Here is a 22073-nt window from a genome sequence, read left to right as displayed (position 1 = left end):
GCGCTTATCGCGTATAGCGCCACCAGGTACACGCCGACGGGCAGCGTGCCCCGAGGCGCTGTAACTACATAGTTTTCGTGCTAGTGCGGCCCCAGGCTTTGGGGCCCATGAGTGCTAGCGCTGACGGCAGTAGCATGGGGCGGACAATAAGCGCATCCAAAGCCACGGCCATAGCTAACCCCAATCCGAGTTCTCGCACAATACTGATTTCGGCGACCATGAAGGATAGGAATACCCCGATCATGATGATCGCTGCGGAGATCACAAGCCCTGATGTTTTTGTTACGCCCAACGCTATGGCGCGCGTATGGTCAGCGCCGTTGCTAAACTCTTCCTTCATTCGTGACGCCATGAGCACCATGTAGTCCATGGAGAGTCCGAAGACAATGGCGAAAATGACAATGGGAGTGACGGAGTTGATCGACTCTCCGGTGAACAACCTCCACAGCAGTGACAATAATCCCATGGCCGCGGAAACCACTAAACCATTAAGAACGACAGCGAGAATGGGCAGAAGCAATGATCGGAATGCCCACCCGAGCAGAACTAGTGAAATGAGTAGGACTGCTCCGATGATCCATGGAATGGATTGTTCTACAAGGCGGTCAAAATCGCTGCCTTGCGCGGTCGCTCCAGAAATATAGACTCCAGCTTGGTCTTGTGTGAGCTTGCGGATCTCTTCAATCATGGAATGAGCCTCAGCCGAGTCAGGTAGCCCGGTGGACGTGAGCATGACTCGGGCATAATTCATACCATTGCTGGATCCCGTCAACGGATACGGTGACTCCAGCTCTGTACTGGTGCCAGGAGCGAAGACGTGATCGACGGTGGCAAGCGGCTCTAGCCGTTCCGCCAACGCCATGGCGCGCTGCTGAACATCCTTGATCGATTCACTTTCTGCTCCTTCGAATGTGATACTCGTGGGAAAGAGCTCATGAGCATTGAGTTCGGTCTGGATCGTCTCAATGCCTGCCCGTGAATCCTTCCCTTCGGGAAGAATTGACGCGCTGGCAACTGGGACCTGCAAAGTGATGCTGGCCAGGGGGCTGGCGAAGAGCGCAAGAGGGATCGTGATTGAGAGAGCGACGAGTGCGGGTTTCGCTAGCGCAAGCCGGAGGGTAGGGGAGAGCTGTGCTTTCGTGGTGATCGATGCTCTGTGGAATCCGGGAAGCTTGCCGAAGAACAGTCTGTCACCCGCCAAGCTTATGAGTGCAGGCACGAGTGTGGCGAGAGCTAGCAGAGCAATAGCAGTGACAATGATTCCTGCCCAGGCGATGGACGAAAAGACCATGTTACGTGCGATAAACAGAGCACACAGCGCGGCGATGACAGACAGGCCGCCAAAGCGAATGGCATGTCCAGCGGTTCTTGTTGCTGCTGTCAACGCTTCTGCTGTGGATAGCCCCTCGAGGAGATTCTCCCGATAGCGAGCGATGAGGAATAGGCAATAATCCACGGAGACTGCGAGGCCAATGAGAGATGCGCCAGTGATATACATGTTGGACACATCCATAAAGTGTGACAGCAGTGTTCCCGCACCTTGTGTTCCCATAAGGCACACACCCGCGATGATGAGGGTAAGGATTGTTGGGCCGATGGCTCGGTAGATGACGAGTAGCACAAGGATTAACAGCGGAAAAGCGATCATTTCTGCGTGGAGTGCGTCCTGCTGTGATTGGATGTTGAGGTCGTAGTCAAGAGCTGCGGCTCCAGTGACGTGGCTTCCTACTGCTGTGTCAGCAAGCGCTTCGGATACCTTTTCTCGAAGCATTGGCACCATGTTTTGGGTGGTGGTGTTGTCCGCCTTCACTCCAACCTGAACAATGTGGGTGTGCCCAGAGTCTGAGGCCAATTGCGGAGCCTGCCGACCATCTGTCACTGCACCGATATTCGGCAAGGTTTTAACGGACTCCTCCACCTTGTCCACAACCGATGCATCGATCTGCTTATCGGACGTCAGGACAACCGATAGTTCGTTTTCGGGATCGTTGAAAGCGTGGCGATTAGCCTCCTGACCGGCAAATGATTGGCCGTTCTGGTCATTAAATCCGCCAGCTTTCACGACGTCATTGAGCTGTAAAGCGCCAAAGCCTCCTAGCGCGCAGAGCACAATCCATGCTGCGACCACTAATGTAGCGTGACGTTGAACGAAAGAAGCAATCATGGCTTATAGCTCTCCCTCATGCGCGCTTGTGAGCGCGGCGATGGCGTTCTTAATTTTCCTTTTTCGGACTGATCCCCGAGGATCTGTCTCCGCAATGCTTGATGCTGCGTGTTGATACGCTTGGAGTGCAGCCGGGGTATTCCCCGAGATGGCTAAGGATTCAGCTAAACCAACGTATGCCTGGGAGGCCACATTGCCTTCGCGTTCAGTAGCGCGCTGAAAGTGAATTCGAGCTCGTTCCGCACCTCCTCCAAACCATTGAGGGAGCATGAGAGCACTACGCCCAGCTAGATACGCTGCAAAGTCATTAGAAGAATGTAGATCGGACAATTTTGATGCTTTACGATGCACCAAAGCCGTGCGGATGAAGGCTCCCGTTGCGGTGGGAGCATTCATTGCTCGGAATCCATCAAGTCGAGCTTGCTGCACTCGAAGGTCGAGGCGCCGTTGAGACGTTTTATCGGCGATCTTCAGGAGCAGCTCAACTCGGTGGATTACCTCGGCAGATAGTGTGCCCTCGGGAGTAAGGTTCTCACTTACAATCTGCTGCGCTAGCTCCACGATTGTCTCGAGAGCATGGCCACAGTCGCTCGGAGTGGCATGGCGTGCACGATCCTTTAGTGTACCTATTGCGTCATAGGCATCATCGCGCATACTTCGGGCAATCGATCGTGTATCTCCACTGCTGGCCCTTTCCAAGGGTTTACCAATCGCTACCGAGAGAAGGTGACGACGAGGCAGACGTGCTCCTTTGGGAAGTACTTCGGCTAAGCCTGTCAGTCCAATCGGCACCACCGGGACTTTGTTTTCCAGTGCGATGCGGAAGGCGCCGGTTTTAAAGGGAAGTAAACCCTTTCCTGTATTTCTGGTTCCTTCCGGGTAGAGAACCAAAGCGTCGTCGCGGAGGAGTGCTTCATGAGCTCGTTGGAACACCTCCTTTCCGGGAGCGTTGCGGTTTACTGGGTAGCAGTCCATTGATTCGTGCCAGACCCTGGAGAGAAAGCTTTCAAAGGCTTCAGATTTGGTAGGAAAAGATACCCGTCCGGCACGGACACTCTCACTGAGCGTTTTAGTGACGAAGTGGTCCATGTAAGAAGCGTGATTAGCTACAAGGATTACAGGTCCGGTGCGGGGAATGTTTTCCAGGCCCTCGACATAGGCCAGATGGCGTAACACCAATTCATGGATGGCAGGAGTGGAAGCTTTTCGCGTGAGCTGACCAGTTTTTGTGTTGTTGTAGTTGACCACGTTTAAGCCTCCTTCGCAGACACGGGGAGGCCTGCCAATGCCGAGCCGTCTGGCCGTTGCGTGATGTCTACTCCGGCTTCCACTTGGGCCTGGCGATATGTACGCAAACGTTCAATGGTTGACAGAGATATGTTGTGTTTGCCGCACCAGTCCACCAGTTCAGGAAGGCGAAGCATTTCGCCGTCATCGCCAATAATCTCGATGATGGCAGCTACTGGTGAAAAACCGGCCATAGCGGCGAGATCACTTCCAGCTTCGGTGTGCCCGATTCGAGCTAAAACACCGCCATGGCGTGCAATGAGTGGGAAAACGTGGCCTGGGCGGTGAAAACTCGATGCGGTTCCGCCTGAAGCGAGTAGGCTAATGGTCGTTGCCCGATCGGCAGCGGAGATGCCTGTAGTGACGCCAAAGTCAGCGGTGGCATCACAAGAGACAGTAAAAGCTGTGCCGAAGTCGTCTTCGTTGCTGTGAACCATAGGGGCGAAGTTCAGCTGCGCGGCGTGTTCAGCCGTCATTGGCGCACACAGTAGTCCTTTGCCGTGAGTGATCATGAAATTAACCGACTCAGGAGTCATGGCTTCTGCAGCCATGATGAGATCGCCTTCATTTTCGCGATCTTCGTCATCAACAAGAACGACCATTTTTCCTGCGGCGATGTCCGCCACAATGTCCTCGATGGGTGAGAGTAGAGTTTCTGCATTCCGACGCGCATCGGTTTTGAGGTGCTCAGCCTGTGGGGTGTTAGCCAAGGCAGAAGGCATGAGTAATCCTTTCATTTATTTACATGACACAACATGTATGAAGTGTCATGTAAATAGATACAGTATGGACAGTGGGGCGTGAAGGGGTGTAGGGCAACCTCCCCCTAAGTGGGTGGATTGACGGTGGTAACAAGGCTGAAAACCTGCCATTAGTACCCATGCTTATCCTGGTGAAGCTATAGTAAGTGTTGTGTCATTTAAATCTGTACATACCGCAGTGCAGGCAATTGATCACGATCCAGCGTTGATCGAGCGTGTGTTGCACGATGCTGAGAACTTTCCCGAGTGGAACCCCGCCATGAGTCATGTCGAACCGCTAGATAAGGAGGGCGAATATGCCGTCACCGTGCATGGTGTCTTACGAGGGACAATGACTCAGGTGCCGACAGATGCACGTGCCATCAAGTACCGCATCGTTATCCCTGGTCTGGTCGAAGAATCCACCTTCGCCATTGATCCACAAGGTAGGGGTGCGGAGGTTACCCATACGGTTGCGCAGAAAGGGATCCTCGCAAGAGTCATTGGTGATCAGGAATCTTCTCGAGTTCCGCACAAGCGTCTCGCTCGTTTAGCGCATACCCTCGATACTGTCCTGACATGAAAGAAGGCACGCGTTATGGCCCGTAGCATTGCTGAGTATCCAGAGGAGTTTCGATACCTCATTTTGGCTCTCCAGAGGCAAGGTAATCGCCAATTGAATAACCTCTTTGGGAAGCTTGACCTGACGACGTCGCAGGCAGAGGCGATAGAAATTGTCGGGATGCATGGACCTCTGAGTACGCGTGAGGTGGGCAGCCACCTGATCTGTGAGTCCGGAAGTCCGAGCCGTCTCCTTGCCACCTTGGCCGCCAAGGGGCTCACTATAAGTTCGCAATCCACTGTGGATAAAAGAGCAACGCTTCATGCCCTGACCCCCAAAGGGCGAGATCTCCTTATTCGAATTAAGGATCTCAAAAGTGCATTCCACAATGAGTTAAGGGGCGCACTTCAGACAATGTCTGAAGCACACCCCTCAGATGTACTCTCTCAGCTTGCTCACTTGCTGACGGATCGTGAGCTTACTGCTGCGATGAAGAAGCGCTATCCCCACATCTTCACAGATTTGGAGCGTTAGAGCGTGCGCTTGTGCAGGTCGCGCGGAGTGAACCACAGGGCGATAAGTGCAATCGCGTACAGCACCACCAGGTACACGCCGATGGACAGCGTGCTGCCCGTGCGGCCCAGAAGCATCTGAGCGATCATCGGCGCGAAAGCGCCACCCAGGATCGCGCCGATGGCGTAGGAAATGGACACGCCAGAGTAGCGGATCTCACGCGGGAACAGTTCCGCGTACAGCGCGGACTGAGGGCCGTAGCTCAACGCCAGACCCGGCGTGAGGATCAGCAGGGCAGTGGCAAACAGCCAGATATTCGCCGCATCGACCAGCAGCCACGCAGGGAAAATGGCAGCGACCAGCAGGACATAGCCGATGGTGAACGTCTGCGTGCGGCCAATGCGGTCAGACAGGGAACCACTCAGGAGGGTGAAGACCGTCCATGCGATTGCGGCAACAATCACTGCGCAGAACACCTGTGCCTGATCCATTTCCAGCTTCTTCGTGGCATAGGAACCCATGAACGTCATCAGGATGTAGCCCGTTGCATTGTTTGCAGCGAAAATCAGAGCAGCCTTCAGGGTCAGTGGGAAGTGGTTCTTCAACAGCACGGCAACGGGAGCGGATGCTTCCGCGGCGCGCTCACGAACCTCCTCAAAGACGGGAGACTCTGCCACGCGAGAACGAACAATGGCGCCCACAAAGATCAGCACGATGGAGAACAGGAAAGGCACGCGCCATGCCCACTCCTTGTACGCGTCAATGCCCACTACTAGCGTCATGAACAGCAGGACGGCGGTAGCCAAGGACAGGCCCAGGGGAACGCCGATCTGCGGGTAGGTTCCAAAGCGTCCGCGCTTGTTCGCGGGAGCGTGCTCCACAGCCAGAAGGGCCGCGCCGCCCCATTCGCCACCGGCGGAAAAGCCCTGGATAACACGCAAAACCACCAGCAGGATCGGTGCTGCCACGCCGATGGATTCATAGGTCGGGAGCAGACCGATGAGGAACGTTGCCGCACCCATCAGAATGAGCGTGGTGGCCAGCATGACCTTGCGGCCCAGGCGGTCGCCCAAGTGGCCGGCAATGACCGCGCCCAGAGGGCGGAAGAGGAAGCTGATGCCCAAGGAGGCCCAGGACAGGATCTGGGCTAGGGTGGCGTTGTCGCTGCCGGCAGGGGTGAAGAACTGGCTTGCGAATACCAGACCTGCAGCTTGAGCGTAAATGAAAAAGTCATACCACTCGATGGTGGTTCCAACCAGGGTGGCGCCAAGAACGCGGCGTTCTTCCTGTCGATTCACGTGTGTATCTGTGGACATGCTGAACAAAGATAGCAGCAAAAATAAGAGAATTATATTTTTTCTTAGACTCCGTAGCAGCTCTTAATCCCCCAGGAAAACACCCCCGCCATATTTCGACACAGTCATGTTGCTATAAGTGTTAAGTAACATAGGCAAGCCTATGCAGCTTTGGGTAAGTGTGCCCTTAGCCTGAGTGATTATCGACTTGACAATCACTCAGACTATCGACTCAAAGGAGAACCACACCATGACCAACCTACGAACCCGCACCCGAGTAAAGCTCGTCGCCACCCTGGCAATGGCCGGCCTCACCCTCGCCGCCTGCGGAAGCAACGACAGCGGAAACAACACCTCGCAGTCCGCATCTGACAACGACAAAGCAACCACCATCACCGTCCAGGACAACTCTGGCGACGTGACCGTCCCACACCCACCCAAGGCAGTAGCCTCCACCGACAACCGCACCTTCGAGGTCCTGGAGAAGTGGGGCGTGGATCTGGTAGCCGCTCCTAAGCGCCTTGTTCCAAACACCATCCCTGGCTACAAGAACAACGACAAGATCACCGACCTCGGAACTCACCGCGAGCCGGACCTCGAGGCACTTGTTGCATCTCAGCCGGACCTGATCATCGCCGGACAGCGCTTCACCCAGCACGAGGATGAAATCAAGAAGCTCAACCCGGACACCCCTGTGATCGACTTCGAGCCACGTGAAGGCGAGAACATGGCTGACGAGCTCAAGCGCCAGGTCACCGAGCTGGGCAAGATCTTCGACAAGGAAGAGGACGCCCAGAAGCTCGTCGATGACTTCGACGCCGCCCTCAAGCGCGCCAAGGATGCCTACGACGGCAAGAGCACCGTCGAGGCAGTCAACGTCTCCGGTGGCGAGATCGGCTACATCGCCCCAACCGTGGGTCGTTTCTACGGACCGGTCTTCGACTGGGTAGGCCTGAAGCCAGCCCTGAAGATCGAGGGTGCTACCAACAACCACGAGGGTGATGACGTCTCCGTGGAGACCCTGGCACAGGCTAACCCTGACTTCATCATCGTCATGGACCGCGATGGCGCTATCAAGTCCAAGGAAGACGGCTACAAGCCAGCCGAGGAGATCCTGAAGGGCAACGAGGCTCTGAAGAACGTGAAGGCTATGAAGGAGGGACACGTGTACGTTGCTCCTCAGGACACCTACACCAACGAGTCCATCATCACCTACACCGAGGTGCTGAACGCTCTGGCCGACCAGTTCGAGGCTGCTAAGAAGTAGCCGGTTTGCCCCGACGCCGATCCGATCCGACGCCGGCTCGCCCTGGTGCCGACGCTGACTCGCTCCAGTGCTGACCCACGCCGACGTCGATGTGATCCGACGCCGGCGTTGTGTCCTACCGGCGCCGGCCAGACAGCCAGCGTCGGCCAGACAACCTGCGCCGGCCAGACAGCCGGCGCCGACTCCAACCGGTTCTTGCACGGCGCCCCACGTCGCCTGACAACATAAGAAAACATAAGAAAGTGACAGAGATGTCCACCTCACTGGACCGCTCCGCCCGCCCGCGGCTTTTCACCTGGAAGTTCGCCATCGCAGCGCTGATCGTAGCAGCGCTGCTGGTCGCGAGCCTTTTCACCGGCCAATACGACATCTTCAATCAAGAAGACGGGGCCGAAATGTTCGCCATCACGCGCGTGCCTCGCACGCTGGCACTGATCCTTGCCGGCGCCGCCATGGCCATGTGCGGATTGGTGATGCAAATGCTGACCCAAAACCGCTTCGTGTCACCCAGCACCACCGGAGTCACCGAGTGGGCTGGGCTTGGCCTGCTGGTTGTGATGATTATCGCACCCGCAGCTCCCATCCTCACGAAGATGGTGTCCGCCTGCATCTTCTCCTTCATTGGAGCGATGGTGTTCTTCCTCTTCATGCGGCGCGTATCCCTACGCTCGTCGCTGGTGGTGCCCATCATCGGCATCATGCTCGGCGCCGTGGTCGGTGCTGTCTCCACCTTCCTGGCCCTGCAGTTTGATCTGCTGCAGTCCCTGGGAATCTGGTTCGCCGGAAGCTTCACCTCTGTGTACAAGGGTCAGTACGAGGTGCTGTGGATCGTCCTGATCGTCGGCATCATCGTGTTTCTTTTCGCCGACCGTCTCACTGTCGTGGGGCTCGGCGAAGACATCGCCACCTCCGTGGGGCTGAACTACCAGCGCATGCTGCTCATCGGAACGGCTCTCGTGGCACTCGCCACCGGAGTGGTGACCGTGGTGGTGGGCAACCTCCCCTTCCTGGGACTGATCGTCCCGAACCTCGTCTCCATGATCCGTGGCGATGACCTGCGTAGTAACCTCCCCTGGGTCTGCCTCGTGGGAATCGCCGTGGTCGCGGTGTGCGACCTGCTGGCCCGCACGCTGATCGCGCCCTTCGAGATCCCTGTCTCCCTGATTCTCGGCATGGTCGGCGCGACCGTGTTCGTGGTCATGATCGCAAGGAATAGGGGATAGCCATGACCGAAGCCAACACACCACGCACTTCCCACGACGCGCCACAAGACACGTCTCAGTCCAAGCCCCACGGCGCGACTCAGGACAAGCCTCAAACCAAGAAGACACCAACCCGGAAGCACAGCGCCGGCGCGTTCGCCACCCCGCACGACTCCCGCAAATACTGGCTCGTCCTCACCATTCTTATCGCGGTCGGCGCACTGTGCGCCTTCGGCCTGCTGGCCTACAAAAACCCCATGCCCGTCGGCACGCCACAATTCTGGCTGCTGGCGGAACGCCGCATGCATGCGGTGATCGCCATGGCCGTGGTGGCCATCTGCCAGGGCATGGCCACCGTCGCTTTCCAAACCGTGACCAACAACCGGATCATCACCCCATCCATCATGGGTTTTGAATCGCTCTACGCGGCCATCCACACCACCACCGTCTTCCTCGGCGGAGTGGCGGGACTCGCCGCTGCCCGCAGCCTGCCCATGTTCCTCCTCCAGATCATCCTGATGGTCGGCATGGCCGTGCTGCTCTACGGCTGGCTCCTTACCGGCCGGAAGGCGGACATGCACGCCACTCTGCTGGTTGGCGTGGTCATCGGCGCCGGGCTCGGCTCCGTCTCCAGCTTCATGCAACGCCTCCTCACCCCGTCCGAATTCGACGTGCTCACCGCACGCCTCTTCGGCTCCGTCAACAACTCCAAACCCGAGTACTACCCCGTCGCCATCCCGATGCTCATCGGCGCGGCAGTGCTGCTGTACCTCGCGTCCCGCAAGCTCAACGTCATGAGCCTCGGCCGCGACGTCACCACCAACCTCGGCCTCAACCACAAGGCCCTCAACATCTACATCCTGGTGCTGGTCACCATCCTCATGGCTGTGTCCACCGCACTGGTTGGCCCCATGACCTTCCTCGGTTTCCTGGTCGCCACCCTCACCTACCAATTCGCCAACACCTACGACCACCGCTTCCTCTTCCCCATGGCAGCCCTCATGGCCTTCGCCGTGCTCACCTGCGCCTACTTCGTGATGAACCACATCTTCTACGCTCAAGGAGCCGTGTCCATCATCATCGAACTGGTCGGTGGCCTTGTATTCCTCACCGTTCTACTACGAAAGGGACGCCTGTGATTACCCTCAACAACGTCAAAAAGGACTACAACGACGAAGTACGCATCGGTCCGGCCAACCTCGAGATCCCAGCCGGCGGCATCACCGCCCTCGTGGGGCCCAACGGCGCCGGAAAATCCACGCTGCTGACCATGGTCGGCCGACTGCTGGACATTGACGAAGGCACCATCGAAGTTGCCGGATACGACGTCTCCAGCACCAAGTCCAAAGACCTCGCAAAAATCCTGTCCATCCTGCGCCAGGAAAATCACTTCATCACCAAACTCACGGTCCGCCAGCTCGTTGGCTTCGGCCGCTTCCCCTACTCCCACGGGCGACTGACGAAAAAAGATGAAGAGATCATCTCCACCTACATCGACTTCTTCGGGCTCCGTGAGCTCGAAAACCGATTCCTCGACCAGCTCTCCGGAGGCCAGCGCCAACGCGCTTACGTGGCCATGGTGTTGTGCCAAGAAACGGACTACGTGCTGCTGGACGAGCCGCTGAACAACCTGGACATCGCGCACTCCGTGCAGATGATGCAGCACCTTCAGCGCGCCGCCGCTGAGTTCGGCCGCACCATCATCGTGGTGCTGCACGACATCAACTTCGCCTCCAAGTACGCAGACAACATCTGTGCCGTCAAAGACGGACAGATCTGCGCCTTCGGCCCCGCGGAGGAGATCATGCACGCCGAGACCCTGTCCGAGATTTTCAACACCCCCGTGCAGATCGTGGACGGCCCCGACGGTCCGTTGGCGTGCTACTTCTAACTGAGCTACTCCCAGCAGCGCTCTTTCTCACAGCGGTATTTCTCACAACCCGGCACCCCGCGCCGCTAAAGTGGTGGGCATGACTCACGCCGACGGACAGCCCACCACCAGCACCAGCACCAGCGCCAGCGCCAGCAACACCGCCACCCGCACCGGCAGCGCCACCACCACCAACACCACCAACACTTCGCTGGACGTGAGCGCCCTCCTCGACCGCATAAACACCGACAACACCCTCCCCGGCACCATCGTCGACCTCCCCATCCCCGGCGCTTGGGTGTACGTCCCCCGCACCTTCAGCGACGACCGCGGCAGCTTCCACGAATGGTTCCGCGGCGACCAATTCATGGAACGCCTCGGCTACCCATTCACCATCGCCCAAGCAAACCTCTCCCGCTCCACCCGCAACGTGATCCGCGGCATCCACCTCGCCGACGTCCCCCCAGGCCAAGCGAAACTCGTCACGTGCGTCGCCGGCTCCATCACCGACGTTCTCGTGGACCTGCGCACCGGGTCGCCCACCTTCGGCAAGCACGTCTCCCTGCCTATATCCGACGCCCAGCCTCTCATCGTCCACATCCCACTCGGAGTAGGCCACGCATTCCACGCCGTCTCCGAGACCGCCGTGGTCAACTACCTCGTCACAGAAACCTATAATCCGGACGCCGAATGGGAGATACACCCTTTCGACGGCGCGCTGGGCGTCGAATGGGACATCGACGAAGACACAGCCATCCTGTCCCCGAAAGACCAGGCCGCGCCGCACCTCGCGGACGTCACAGACCGTCTGCCGAACTACCGCGAAGTCCGCGGGTGGGAGCAAGAACTCCAACGCGGATGGGAACTCGCCATGGACGAATCAGACGCATGGGCCGGGGAGTAGCGCAATGAAAGGCATCATCCTCGCCGGGGGAACCGGCTCGCGGCTGTGGCCGATCACGCACGCTGTGTCCAAGCAGCTCGTGCCGGTGTACGACAAGCCCATGATCTACTACCCGCTCACCACACTCATGCTGGCGGGCATCCGGGAGATCCTCATCATCACCACGGAGGCTGACGCGCCGCAGTTCCGCGCGCTGCTGGGAGACGGCTCGCAATTCGGAGTGAAGCTCAGCTACGCGGTCCAGGATGCGCCGAACGGGCTGGCCGAGGCGTTCATCGTGGGAGAACGCTTCATCGGGCAGGACTCCGTGGCGCTGGTTCTGGGAGACAACATCTTCTACGGCTCCGGTCTGGGCACCCAACTGCAGCACTTCAACGAGCCCGACGGCGGCGCGATCTTCGCCTACTGGGTGGCCGAGCCGCAGGCCTACGGCGTGGTGGAGTTCGATGAGGACGGCACGGCGCTGTCCCTGGAGGAGAAGCCGGAGAAGCCGAAGTCTCACTTCGCGGTGCCGGGGCTGTACTTTTATGAAAACTCCGTGGTGGACATCGCGAAAAGCCTGCAGCCCAGCGCGCGCGGAGAGCTGGAAATCACCGACGTGAACCGCACGTATCTTCAGCAAGGGCGGCTGCACGTGGAAGTGCTGCCGCGCGGCACCGCGTGGCTGGACACCGGGACAGTGGACGACCTCGCCGCCGCTGGGGATTTCGTGCGCGCCATCGAGAAGCGCCAAGGCCTGAAAGTCAGCTGCCCGGAGGAAGTGGCGTGGAGGAAAGGCTTCATCACGGACACACAGCTAGAAGCCGCGGGGCAGAAGCTGTCCAAGAGCGCGTACGGGCAGTACTTGCTGCAGCTGCTGCAGCGCGGCCAGCGCGCCTGACCCGCCCAGCGCGCCCGCATACCGGCGCGGCGCGCCGCCTCGCCGTGCTGCACCGTGATCCTGGCTCACCCAGCGCCGCAACACCACGCCGACATCGGAAGGTGAGGTGGAAAAGCGATAGGCTGGGCGTCGACGATAAAAAAGAAAAGGAATGCCGCACATGGTCGCACTACGCACAGTCCCGGACATGGTCCGTAACACGTGGAGAGATCTCACGTGGGAATCCGAAGAAATCCCCGAACAAGGAATGGACCACGCCGTGGTCATCCTGCGCGGCCTCCGCTCCGCCGAAGGGGAACTGCAGGACATGGTGCCGGACTCCGTGGTGGTCCGCGTCCCGCACCAGGCGGAATACCGCGCGCAAGCCGCGCTGGAGTCCTCCATCATCGCGCAGCTGTTCCGCAACTCCACCGCCCGCGTGCCGGAAACCGTGCGCCAGGCCTACGCCCGCGGAACGTTCGGCACGCCCAACCCGGTGATGCTGAGCTTGCAGACGGAAGTCGCCGGCGAACCGCTCACAGCCGACGTCTGGGCGCGCATGACGGACTCGCAACGCGAACGCGTCATCGAACAGCTCGGCACCATGTTCGCCCGCATGCACACCATGGACCCGGACCTGCTGCCGCTGGTGAACGTGGAACCTTGGTGGACCGACGGGGAGGCGACCTCCACGCTGAACATGAACCCGCGGGCCTTGCCCGGGAAGTTCGAGCTCATGAAAACGCGCGTGCCGGAGTTCCTGACCGGCAACATTTCCGAGCAGGAGCTGGCTGCGGTGGAGCGGAACTTCGCGCAGATTGAGGAGCTGCTGGCTCGGCCGAGCCAGCAGCGGTGCCTCACGCACGGCGACCTCCACGACCAGCATGTGCTGTGGACCGCCGAGGGCGGGGTGGGTGTGATCGATTTTTCCGACATGACCGTGGGCGATCCTGCTGTGGATTACATGCATCTTGATTTAATCGACGCCGAGCTCCCGTCCCTCGTACTGTCCGCCGCGGAGAAGGCTCATGCTCGACGGCTTCAGGAGCTTCCCGATCAGCTGCAGCACCGGACGGGCGCGCTGCGGGAAAAGCTGTACGAGCTGGACAACATTTTGGAGCGCGCGGCGATCTACAAGCAGTGGGACAACATTTTCCTGCTGATCGACCATTTCCGGACGGGTCGTTCCGAACGGGTCAGCCTCGATCCCGGAGCGGATCACGGTGTCTGATGATGGCCAGCGTCATCTGCCCCCGGCATTGATCATCAGATTGTGCGCGGATGGAGGTGCTGATGACCGCGCGGATGGAGGTGCTGATGACCGCGCGGCTGCCGGTGCTGATGCCGGCGCAGCGTCACCTGGAGCCGGCGCGGCTGACCGCGCTGATGCCGGCGTGTGATCGCGGCGCGGTTGCTGGTGCTGATGGCCGCGCGGCTTCCTCATTTCCCGGATCGAGGGCACTCTGCTGTTAAAACGCCCAAATCACAGCAATGTGTCCTCAAAACAGGACGCGTTCCACGCACAGCCGGTGTACGGCAGCCTCAGACGGAGTACGGTAGCCCAGGTTTTGGTGCACCTGGGACACTCCTTTCGGAACCAGCGTGGTCGGGTGCGACACGGGCCCTCCTGCGAGAGCGACACCGTGCGCGCGAGCGCCCATTCCACAGCAACTTCGGTTGGGGTGGTGGGGGAGAAGGGGGCGCGGCGGCGTCGGGTTTAGTGGGTTTGATAGTTTCCGCCTAATATTTAGAAAGAACCCAAGGAGAAGCAGCATGAGCATCGTAGAGACAATTAAAGACGCCGCACTCGGCGCACTCGGGCGCGTAGCCGGAGCGCAACGCGGTAAGCATAGCCTGGAGGACGCGTACGAGCCGGACCTCAGTGGTATTCGCGGCCAGGTTGTGCTGATCACGGGCGCCGCGGGGGAGCTCGCCGGGCACGTGGCCGAGCGGCTGGCCGCGGCGGGCGCGACGCTCGTGCTCGCGGACTCCGACAACCAGGCGCTCTCCATGCGCGCCGCGATGATGCTCGGAGCGTTCCCTGGATCGACGCCCGTGACCACCGCAGACAAACTCCGCGCCGTGATCCTGGACGTGACCGTACCCGAAGGATGCGCCGACGCCGCCGACTACGCCGTCCGCGAATTCGGACGCCTGGACGTGGTGTGGGCACATGCCGGGATGACGACGCACGGCGCCGTATCCCGGCAGGACCCCGACGAATGGCGGCGCGCGATCGACACGAACCTGGTCGGTGTGTACAACACCGTGCACGGGGCGCTGCCGCATGTGCAGGCGTCCCAGGGGTATGTGGCGATGACGTCCGCGTGGGCAGCAGTGGCGCACGCGCCGGGGCAATCCGCGCAGGCGGCTTCTAAGGCGGGAGTGGAAGCGTTGGCGGATGCTTTGCGTTCGGAGAACGAATCCGTCGGTGTGGGAGTGTTTTACCCGGGCGGGGAGCAGGCGTCCGCGGAGGAGGTGGCGCCGTTCGTGGCGGAGGCGTTGGCGCAGAGGAAGGCTCGGCTGGTGTACCCGAAGGCCGGGTGGCCGTTGTATGCGGTGCGCTCTTTGCTGCCGACGCGGATGCTCGCGTTGAACCAGGTGAAGGCTGTCTTGGGTGTGCGCTGACCTGGCAGGCCTGCGAACTGAATAAGATCGCCGCGTTCGGTGAAGGCCGTGCTGGGCGTGCGCTGACCCGGCAGGTTTCTGGAATGCGTGTGCCCAACTCTGCGCGTATTCTCGGCGCGAGTATCCCTCTCGCCTCCACGGATCCCGCGTGCCGCCCTGCCTTCACACCGTGCATCGCGGAGCGCCCAGCACCGCGCGCCGAGCAACACCGCACAGCGGCGCGCGCGGATCAGCACCGCGCAGCGGCGCGGAAGTCGCGTGCCTCGCGTCGATCAGCGCCGTGCTCCGACACGGATCGCCTGTACCGCGTAGCGTGGCCCGCCGGAGACGGTGAGGCGCACGCCCACGTCGACACGACATCGGAGAATTACCTTGAAAATCAGTTGAGGTTATGCGACAAAATGTGTGTCCGAAAACGGCGATTTATGGCGGTTTACCTGGGCTAATGGTCAAAATATATGCTCAGTGAGGATGTATCGGGCTGCTCCACTAGAAATCCTCGGTGTTGCGCCCACCATGTGGTAGACGACGGACTGCCTCCTGTTTTCCATGTCTTTTCTCCATGCCTTATCCTTCACGCCTTATCCTTCACGCCAGTGCATCAACCATGCTGGAACCTATCTTTGCCCCCGGCGGCAGATGCCTCATCATCACCGGCACTGTATATCCTCACTGGCATTGGACACACAGTGTGCCGCATGACCCCAGTTGTCGCATAGCCTCCCCCCCGGCACTGGGCTGCCCGTAATCCGCTTGTGCAGCGGCCGAGACAATCCCCACTGCACTGGCTGGGACATTGTCAGCTCTGCCGACGGTAAGCGTGCTGGCACAACCATAGGAGTTTGTTGCGGTTCTTGAGCATTTGCCCAGGACGAAATCTCGAAAAAGCGAAATAATCCTATGGTTGTGCCGCGGCAACTCCCAACACGACCGCGACATGCCGACAGCAGACATGCATTTTGTCGCTTAGCCCAAGTTGGTGCGGGCCTGGAGACAGAGCTTGGTGGAAGCGACGCGAGGTCGTCGTGGAAGCGGCAGGATGCTGGGCACAGTGCAAACTTTTCAAGATAAGCCCACCTGCGCCGCCCGCGCAAGCGCACTTTTACCAACCTGTGGATAACTGCCTGCCGCGCAGGCAGTTATCCACAGATTCCGTCAGCCCCTTTCCACGCCGCCCAACAGAGAACTAGCGTGTGCCTCATGAACATCCTCGAGAACTACATCGCAGCCGTCCGGCAGGGCATCGACCTTGTCGAAGCGGCCGTCGGTGCGTCCGAAGAGGACCTGTGTGCACGAGGGCTGAGCCACACGTCAGCACGAGAGCTCGTCCAGCTTGCTGACGTCTACTTCGGCTCCACCCCCTTCACCAGACGCCAACGCGACGCCATCGCCTCAGCCCGGCTGCTCGAACACGACCTAGCAACCATCCTCACGATCGAAAAGTTCGCCCGCCGCGCGAAGAAAACAGCCCACGCCTGGGCACTCCGGGAAGAACTGTGCCACACGGACCCTCGCAACATTCCCCGGATCGCGCGCAAACGCCTGCGTGAACTGCAGCCCCGAAAGCCGCTGCAGCAGTCGGTCCGCGTGACGCGGAGGGCGTCCGGGCCGTGGAGCCTCACGCTCACGGGCCCGTCGAGCATCATCGCTGACCTGCAGGGCGTCATCGATCCAGAAGCTCCGATGCGTTCGGTCGAAGCGCTTCTCCACCGTGGGGCGGGCGCCGCGACGTCGTCGTTGCGCCCGGCCCTCACGCCGCACGTGATCATCACGCTGAATCAGCTAGACCAGCTGCTCCGGCCCGCCGATAGCTCCAACAGGACGCACGCCGAGGACACGCAGGCCGGCGTCGATAATGAAGAAATTCTGCTACGCCTCACCAACGGGGCAACGATGACGGGCGCGGAGTTCGTGCGTCGGAAGCTCACGGATTACGGGTTCGTCACCGTCGTGCACCCGGAGCTCGGGCCGGTGAACTTGTACCGGCTGTCGCGGACGGCCAGTTGGAAGCAGCGGACTATGCTGGGCGCGGAGAATCAGACGTGCGTGTGGCCGGGCTGCAATCGCCCGGTCGATGAGTGCGAGATGCACCACATCAAGGCTTGGAAAAATGGGGGCTTGACGAATGTGGATAATCTCGCGCCGTTGTGCCCGTATCATAATGGGGTCAACGATGATGATCCTTGTAATCCGACGCCCACCTCTCGACCCCGAGGCCGCGTCGACCGAATAAACGGCACCGTGGTGTGGCGGCCTCCGGGGGAGTATTAACCCGAAGCGCGCACCCGGAGCACTTACCCGGTAGTGCAGCCCACAAAACACCAACCCGGAACAGTGTCCCGGGAGCGCTAACCCGGTAGTGCCAACCACAAAACACCGACCGAGGAGGAGAAACTCAGAAAACCCCGCCCGGGAGGACTAATCCAGAGCACCTCGGCCGGTGAAGCGCGAACCCGAAAGCGCGGACTTCGATTCGGAGTGCGCTCCCCAGAGCACTCTCCCTAGCTTTCCGCGGTGTGGTTCCCGCACGCCTCTATTCGCGCGCGCGCTGTGCGATTCGCGCGCGAGTCCTGTCGCCCGTGGTGAGCCGTTCGTGGGAGTATCGCGCGCTGCCGTTTTCGTGCGAGGTTTGCGATTCGCGCGCGCAGTTGGGCTTGCACTGCTGTACATCCATCTCCCGTCGCTACTTTCGCGTGTCTTGTCCGGCTTGTCGTCTTCGCAGCTTAAACGACAAAATGTGTGTCCGAAAACAGCGATTTCCGGAGTCTGATCTGGTCTAACGCTCAGAATATATGCTCAAGCTGAGCATATATCGGGCTACTCCACCAGAAATCCCCGGTGTTGCACCGACCACTGGTAGGCGACGAGACTGCTCCCTTTCCCCATGCCCTAACCTCCAAGCCAACGAACCAACCACGCTGGAGTCTGCCTCTGTCCCGGCGGCAGTACGAGTGCTGGCACAACCATAGGACTTTGTTGCGGTTCTTGAGCATTTCCCCAGGACACGATCCAGAAAAAGCGAAATAATCCTATGGTTGTGCCAGGGAGCCTCCCAACACGACCGCGGCACGCCGACAGCGGACGCACATTGTGTCGCGTAACCAGGCTTCACTGGGAGTGGCTTCGTCATGTTCGGGGTAGCTTGTCGCGTGGTTCGAGTGTGCCGTTCAAGTGGAGCGTTTGCGCCAATCGGGAAGGAGCGGATCCGATCCAACGGTCGCTACTCGCTGGGAGGGGTTTACTTTTCTGGTTCGTTGTTTTCGCTCGTGCCGTCGGTCTTGCGTGGTTCGGCCTGGTCACGGTTGTGTGGTTCGTTGGCGGTGGTGGGGCGGTCGTGTGGATTGTTCGTGCTGTCCGTTTCGCGCGGGGTGGATTCGTCGCGCGAGGTGTTCGGCTTGTTGGTGGCGGCGGTGTCGTCGCGCGGGGCGTTCTGCTCGAGGTTCTGTGGTTCGTTGGCGGTGTTGGGCTGTCCTTGTGGGCCGCGCGGGGCGTTCTTCTCGCGGTTGTGTGGTTCGTTGGCGGTGGTGGGGCAGTCGTGTGGGTTGTTGGTGCTGCCCGTTTCGCGCGGGGTGGTTTCGTCGCGCGAGGTGTTCGGCTCGTCGTTTGTGGCGGTCTCCTCGCGGTTTTGAGGTTTGGTGGGCTTGCGCTTCTGCTCATCCAACTCCCGACGCCGCTGCTCCTTAAACCGCTCCTTCTTCAGATTCCAGAGAAAGTCGGGGTCGTCGTCCGGGCCCTTCGGCGCTGCCGGCCTCGCATCCTGCCGTCCAAACCCCCGGCCTCCGAAACCTTGGCGCCCAAAACCCTGGCCTCCGACGCCTTGCTGTCCAAAACCCCGGCCTCCAGAACCCCGCCGGCCAAACCGCAGCTGCTCCGGCGCGAAAGCTTGCCACAACAACACAACAGTCACAATCACAAGAACCACAAGAATCAGTCGACCCATGCACCCCATCCTAGCGACGAGCCGCCCCCAAGTTGTAGTGTTATCCACGTGGATAAAGAAAACAAGGCCAAACTATCCGGCGCAGCGTGGCGCGACATTCTCCTCTACGCTTTCCTGCGATTCCTCCTCTTCCTCGCGCTGACGTTCATCATTCACTCCATCGTGATCCTGCTCGGCATGGCCAACACTTTCCCACTGCTCATCAGCGCGCTGCTCGCCCTCATCCTGGCGCTTCCCCTGTCGATGGTGATGTTTAAAAAGCTGCGCCTTCGGGTGACGGAGGCTGTGGCGGAACGAGATGCTGGGCGTCGGGCTCATAAGGAGCAAATGCGGCGCCAGCTGGAGCAGCGCCTAAGCTAAAAAGCTCACGGCGAACATGATCAACGCCCACGTCAGCATCCCCCGCCCCGTCAGCGCCAGCACGGGGATCAACCCCCGCCCCTGCACGCCCGCGGTCACCGGCCGCGACGCCCCGTACAGGAACACCGACGCCAGCAGCGCCAGCAGCGCCGGCCAATGGGACACCACCCCGATCACCACGGTCAGCACCATCGCGGTGGCGTTCAGCAGGATCCATAGGCGCCGGGTGTTCGTATCGCCGAGTCGGACGGCCAGGGTGATCTTCCCGGCGTCTGCGTCCGTGGGGATGTCGCGGAGGTTGTTGACCAAATTAACCGACGCCGACATGGCCCCCACCGCAACAGCCATCGTCGCGCCCTGCCAGGAGATTGAGCCGGCTTGGGTGAATTCCGTTCCCATGACGGCGACGAGTCCGAAAAAGATGAATACCGCTACTTCGCCGAGGCCTCGGTAGCCGTAGGGGTTGTTGCCTCCGGTGTAGAACCATGCGGCGAGGATGCACAGCGCGCCGAAGAGGATGAGCCACCAGGCGCTGAGGAGGCTGAGGGCGATGCCGGCGGCGGCTGCGATGCCGAAGGCGGCGAAGGCGGCGTGTTTTACTTTGCGGGGGTGGACGAGGCGTGAGCCGGTGAGTCGGAGGGGACCGGAGCGGTCTTCGTCGGTGCCGCGGATGCCGTCGGAGTAGTCGTTGGCGTAGTTCACGCCGATGATGAGTGCGAGTGCGACGATGCCTGCGAGGACGGCTCGGAGGGCGTCGCCGGAGCCGTGGATGATGGCGGCTCCGGTGCCGGCGAGGACGGGGGCGATGGCGTTGGCCCAGGTTTGGGGGCGTGCGCCGGTGAACCATTGCCGCGCTGTCGCGCCGGGATACGTGTTGTTGCTTGGCATGCGTAGAAGTTTACGCGGTGGTGTGTGGGCGCGGCGGCGTGGTGTGTTGTGTGCTGGCGGGCGCCGCGGTGGTGGTATTGGCCGCGCGGCGCGACTGTGGGTGGGCTTGGCGGTGTGTCGCGGTGGTCGTGTGCGGTGTGTTGTGTCGGGCTGCGCGGCGCGGTGGTTCTGCACCGCTTGACTGTGGGTGGGTGCGGCGAGGTGTGGTGTGTTGTGTGCTGGTGATGCGCGGCGGGGTGTTGCGCAGTGGTGGTGCTGTGGTGTGGCAGCGTCGCGCGGTGGTTCGGCGGCGTAACGGTGTGGCGGCCTGGTGACGCTACCACTGCGTGATGGTGTTCATCGTCTGCTTCACAGTCATGCGGTCCACCTTGCCCGGCCCAATGGTGGGCATGTTCTCCAGAGCGATGGCGCGGCTGGGGATGAGGTGCCGGTCCACGCTCCCGCGGAGCGTGGACCGCACCATCTTAGTGATGTCCACGAACGCGCGCCCGCGGGGCGTGTGGAAGACATGCCCGGGGTCGGAGCCCGCGACAGCATCCGGCAGTTCCAGTGCCACGCCGATGGACTCTCCGAACTCATCACTCTCGAGCCTGACGGCGCAGGCAAGGTGCGCGTCCGGGAAGGCTGTCCACAGAATCTTTTCCACTTCTTCCGGCAGGACTTTGTAGCCGCCGGTGTTGATGGCGCCGTCGGCGCGGCCGAGGAGGGTGAGCTCTCCGGTGCTATCGAGTTGTCCCAGGTCAGAGGTGACGAAGGTGTGTTCCGCGGGGAAGGTTCGGCCGAAGGCGGCGTTCCGGTAACCAGGGGAAACCATGGGGCCGTTGATGACGACGAGTCCGACTCCGCGGGAGTCGGGCGAGTCGATGCTGAGGGTCACGCCCGGCAGGGGCCGGTGGTTGTAGACGGCGCCCCCGGCGGTTTCGGCGGAGCCGTAGGTGGTGACGATGGGGGCGCCGGCGCGGCGGGCGTCGTCGATGGAGGTTCCGCGTGCCGCCGCGCCGCCGACGAGCACCATAGCGAACGTCGTCAGGCTTTCCAATCCGCCCTCAACAGCCAGGATGCGTTCCAGTTGGGTGGGCACCAGGCTCACGTACAGGTCCTCGTCAGGGTACAGTTCGCGCAGCCGCGCGGCGTCCTGAATGAAGGTCTCACCACTGAAGGAGGTTCCGCTCAACAGATGACGGGACACCACAGGCTCGTGGCCCGCGTGCAGGGAGCGCAGGATCACTTGCAATCCGGCGATGTGGTGCGCGGGCAGCGCAAGCAGCCACGGCCCTGGCTCCGCGCCGAACTCGCTACGGGCGTAGTTTTCGGTCGCGGTGATGGAGGCCAGGATGTTCTCGTGGGTGAGCATTGCCCCCTTGGGGGTGCCAGTAGAGCCGGAAGTGGAGGCAATGAGCATGCCGGCGTCGACTAATTCACCAGCACGCATCAGCGCGGGGATATTGGGTGAGGGGTGCGGGCGGTCGAGGGGGATGAGGGATCGCGTGCCGTCGAGCAGGTCCTTCATGAGCGGCAGGGCCGTCGGCAGGTCGGCGGCGTTGATGACGTGCGCTTCGAGGGGCACCTGCTGGGGTGCGTGTTCCTGGGTCAT

Annotated in this window: 20 protein-coding genes; 13 read left to right on the top strand and 7 right to left on the bottom strand. The window is 60.7% G+C overall.

What is annotated here, in order from left to right; translation table 11 throughout:
• Window positions 1-64: 64 nt before the first annotated feature.
• The 3 genes from IAU67_RS08765 to ribB are packed head-to-tail and all read right to left on the bottom strand — an operon-like array spanning window position 65 to window position 4173.
• Window positions 65-2164, bottom strand: a complete 2100-nt coding sequence (locus tag IAU67_RS08765) for an MMPL family transporter (protein WP_151842270.1) — start codon at window positions 2162-2164, stop codon at window positions 65-67.
• 3 nt (window positions 2165-2167) lie between these two features.
• Window positions 2168-3412 carry a 1-acyl-sn-glycerol-3-phosphate acyltransferase gene (locus IAU67_RS08760; RefSeq protein WP_151842269.1) on the bottom strand — a complete coding sequence of 415 codons (1245 nt, stop codon included), beginning with the start codon at window positions 3410-3412 and terminating at the stop codon, window positions 2168-2170.
• 2 nt (window positions 3413-3414) lie between these two features.
• Window positions 3415-4173 (bottom strand): 3,4-dihydroxy-2-butanone-4-phosphate synthase, encoded by a 759-nt coding sequence (gene ribB / locus IAU67_RS08755; protein ID WP_151842268.1) that lies wholly within the window; start codon window positions 4171-4173, stop codon window positions 3415-3417.
• Window positions 4174-4363: 190 nt separating this feature from the next.
• Between ribB and IAU67_RS08750 the strand changes: the two genes are divergently transcribed.
• The gene (locus tag IAU67_RS08750) at window positions 4364-4774 is read left to right on the top strand and encodes an SRPBCC family protein (protein ID WP_187767900.1); all 411 of its coding nucleotides are present in this window, start codon (window positions 4364-4366) and stop codon (window positions 4772-4774) included.
• A gap of 15 nt (window positions 4775-4789) precedes the next feature.
• Window positions 4790-5287, top strand: coding sequence for a MarR family winged helix-turn-helix transcriptional regulator (locus tag IAU67_RS08745; protein ID WP_151842266.1), 498 nt, complete (start codon window positions 4790-4792; stop codon window positions 5285-5287).
• Here the strand turns inward: IAU67_RS08745 and IAU67_RS08740 are convergent.
• Window positions 5284-6582, bottom strand: a complete 1299-nt coding sequence (locus IAU67_RS08740) for an MFS transporter (protein ID WP_151842265.1) — start codon at window positions 6580-6582, stop codon at window positions 5284-5286. The two genes, IAU67_RS08745 and IAU67_RS08740, sit on opposite strands and share 4 nt — an antisense overlap.
• A gap of 229 nt (window positions 6583-6811) precedes the next feature.
• On the opposite strand from IAU67_RS08740, the gene IAU67_RS08735 reads away from it, so the two are divergent.
• The 10 genes from IAU67_RS08735 (at window position 6812) to IAU67_RS08690 (ending at window position 17562) form a co-directional block, all read left to right on the top strand.
• A complete protein-coding gene (locus tag IAU67_RS08735; RefSeq protein WP_151842264.1) occupies window positions 6812-7828 on the top strand; it encodes a siderophore ABC transporter substrate-binding protein in 1017 nt (338 codons plus the stop codon).
• Window positions 7829-8079: 251 nt separating this feature from the next.
• The gene (locus tag IAU67_RS08730) at window positions 8080-9051 is read left to right on the top strand and encodes an ABC transporter permease (RefSeq protein WP_151842263.1); all 972 of its coding nucleotides are present in this window, start codon (window positions 8080-8082) and stop codon (window positions 9049-9051) included.
• A gap of 2 nt (window positions 9052-9053) precedes the next feature.
• On the top strand, window positions 9054-10169 hold the full coding sequence (locus tag IAU67_RS08725; protein ID WP_151842262.1) for an iron chelate uptake ABC transporter family permease subunit: 1116 nt from the start codon (window positions 9054-9056) through the stop codon (window positions 10167-10169).
• Window positions 10166-10921, top strand: coding sequence for an iron ABC transporter ATP-binding protein (locus IAU67_RS08720; protein WP_151842261.1), 756 nt, complete (start codon window positions 10166-10168; stop codon window positions 10919-10921). The genes IAU67_RS08725 and IAU67_RS08720 overlap by 4 nt, the downstream gene beginning before the upstream one ends.
• A gap of 79 nt (window positions 10922-11000) precedes the next feature.
• Window positions 11001-11804: a dTDP-4-dehydrorhamnose 3,5-epimerase family protein gene (locus tag IAU67_RS08715; protein ID WP_151842260.1), complete on the top strand. Its 804-nt coding sequence runs from the start codon at window positions 11001-11003 to the stop codon at window positions 11802-11804.
• A 4-nt stretch (window positions 11805-11808) separates the two neighbouring features.
• Entirely contained in the window at window positions 11809-12684 is an 876-nt protein-coding gene (gene rfbA, locus IAU67_RS08710; protein ID WP_151842259.1) for a glucose-1-phosphate thymidylyltransferase RfbA, read from the top strand.
• Window positions 12685-12844: 160 nt separating this feature from the next.
• Complete coding sequence (locus tag IAU67_RS08705; RefSeq protein WP_151842258.1) at window positions 12845-13894, top strand: phosphotransferase family protein; 1050 nt, start codon at window positions 12845-12847, stop codon at window positions 13892-13894.
• Between the two features lie 62 nt (window positions 13895-13956).
• Window positions 13957-14136, top strand: coding sequence for a hypothetical protein (locus tag IAU67_RS08700; protein ID WP_187767899.1), 180 nt, complete (start codon window positions 13957-13959; stop codon window positions 14134-14136).
• A gap of 300 nt (window positions 14137-14436) precedes the next feature.
• Entirely contained in the window at window positions 14437-15291 is an 855-nt protein-coding gene (locus IAU67_RS08695; protein WP_151842257.1) for an SDR family NAD(P)-dependent oxidoreductase, read from the top strand.
• A 1200-nt stretch (window positions 15292-16491) separates the two neighbouring features.
• A complete protein-coding gene (locus tag IAU67_RS08690) occupies window positions 16492-17562 on the top strand; it encodes an HNH endonuclease signature motif containing protein (protein WP_151842256.1) in 1071 nt (356 codons plus the stop codon).
• Window positions 17563-18529: 967 nt separating this feature from the next.
• Here the strand turns inward: IAU67_RS08690 and IAU67_RS08685 are convergent.
• On the bottom strand, window positions 18530-19231 hold the full coding sequence (locus IAU67_RS08685) for a hypothetical protein (protein ID WP_187768004.1): 702 nt from the start codon (window positions 19229-19231) through the stop codon (window positions 18530-18532).
• A gap of 48 nt (window positions 19232-19279) precedes the next feature.
• Between IAU67_RS08685 and IAU67_RS08680 the strand changes: the two genes are divergently transcribed.
• Window positions 19280-19591 carry a DUF4229 domain-containing protein gene (locus tag IAU67_RS08680; protein WP_308240240.1) on the top strand — a complete coding sequence of 104 codons (312 nt, stop codon included), beginning with the start codon at window positions 19280-19282 and terminating at the stop codon, window positions 19589-19591.
• Here the strand turns inward: IAU67_RS08680 and IAU67_RS08675 are convergent.
• A complete protein-coding gene (locus IAU67_RS08675) occupies window positions 19583-20479 on the bottom strand; it encodes a 1,4-dihydroxy-2-naphthoate polyprenyltransferase (RefSeq protein WP_151842255.1) in 897 nt (298 codons plus the stop codon). The two genes, IAU67_RS08680 and IAU67_RS08675, sit on opposite strands and share 9 nt — an antisense overlap.
• A gap of 316 nt (window positions 20480-20795) precedes the next feature.
• A complete protein-coding gene (locus IAU67_RS08670; protein ID WP_151842254.1) occupies window positions 20796-22073 on the bottom strand; it encodes an AMP-binding protein in 1278 nt (425 codons plus the stop codon).

Origin of the sequence: Corynebacterium zhongnanshanii (assembly GCF_014490575.1) — a bacterium.
Taxonomy (GTDB): Bacteria; Actinomycetota; Actinomycetes; order Mycobacteriales; family Mycobacteriaceae; genus Corynebacterium; species Corynebacterium zhongnanshanii.
The sequence above is the reverse complement of the archived record's forward strand: the minus strand, read 5'-3'. Positions and strand labels throughout refer to the sequence as shown.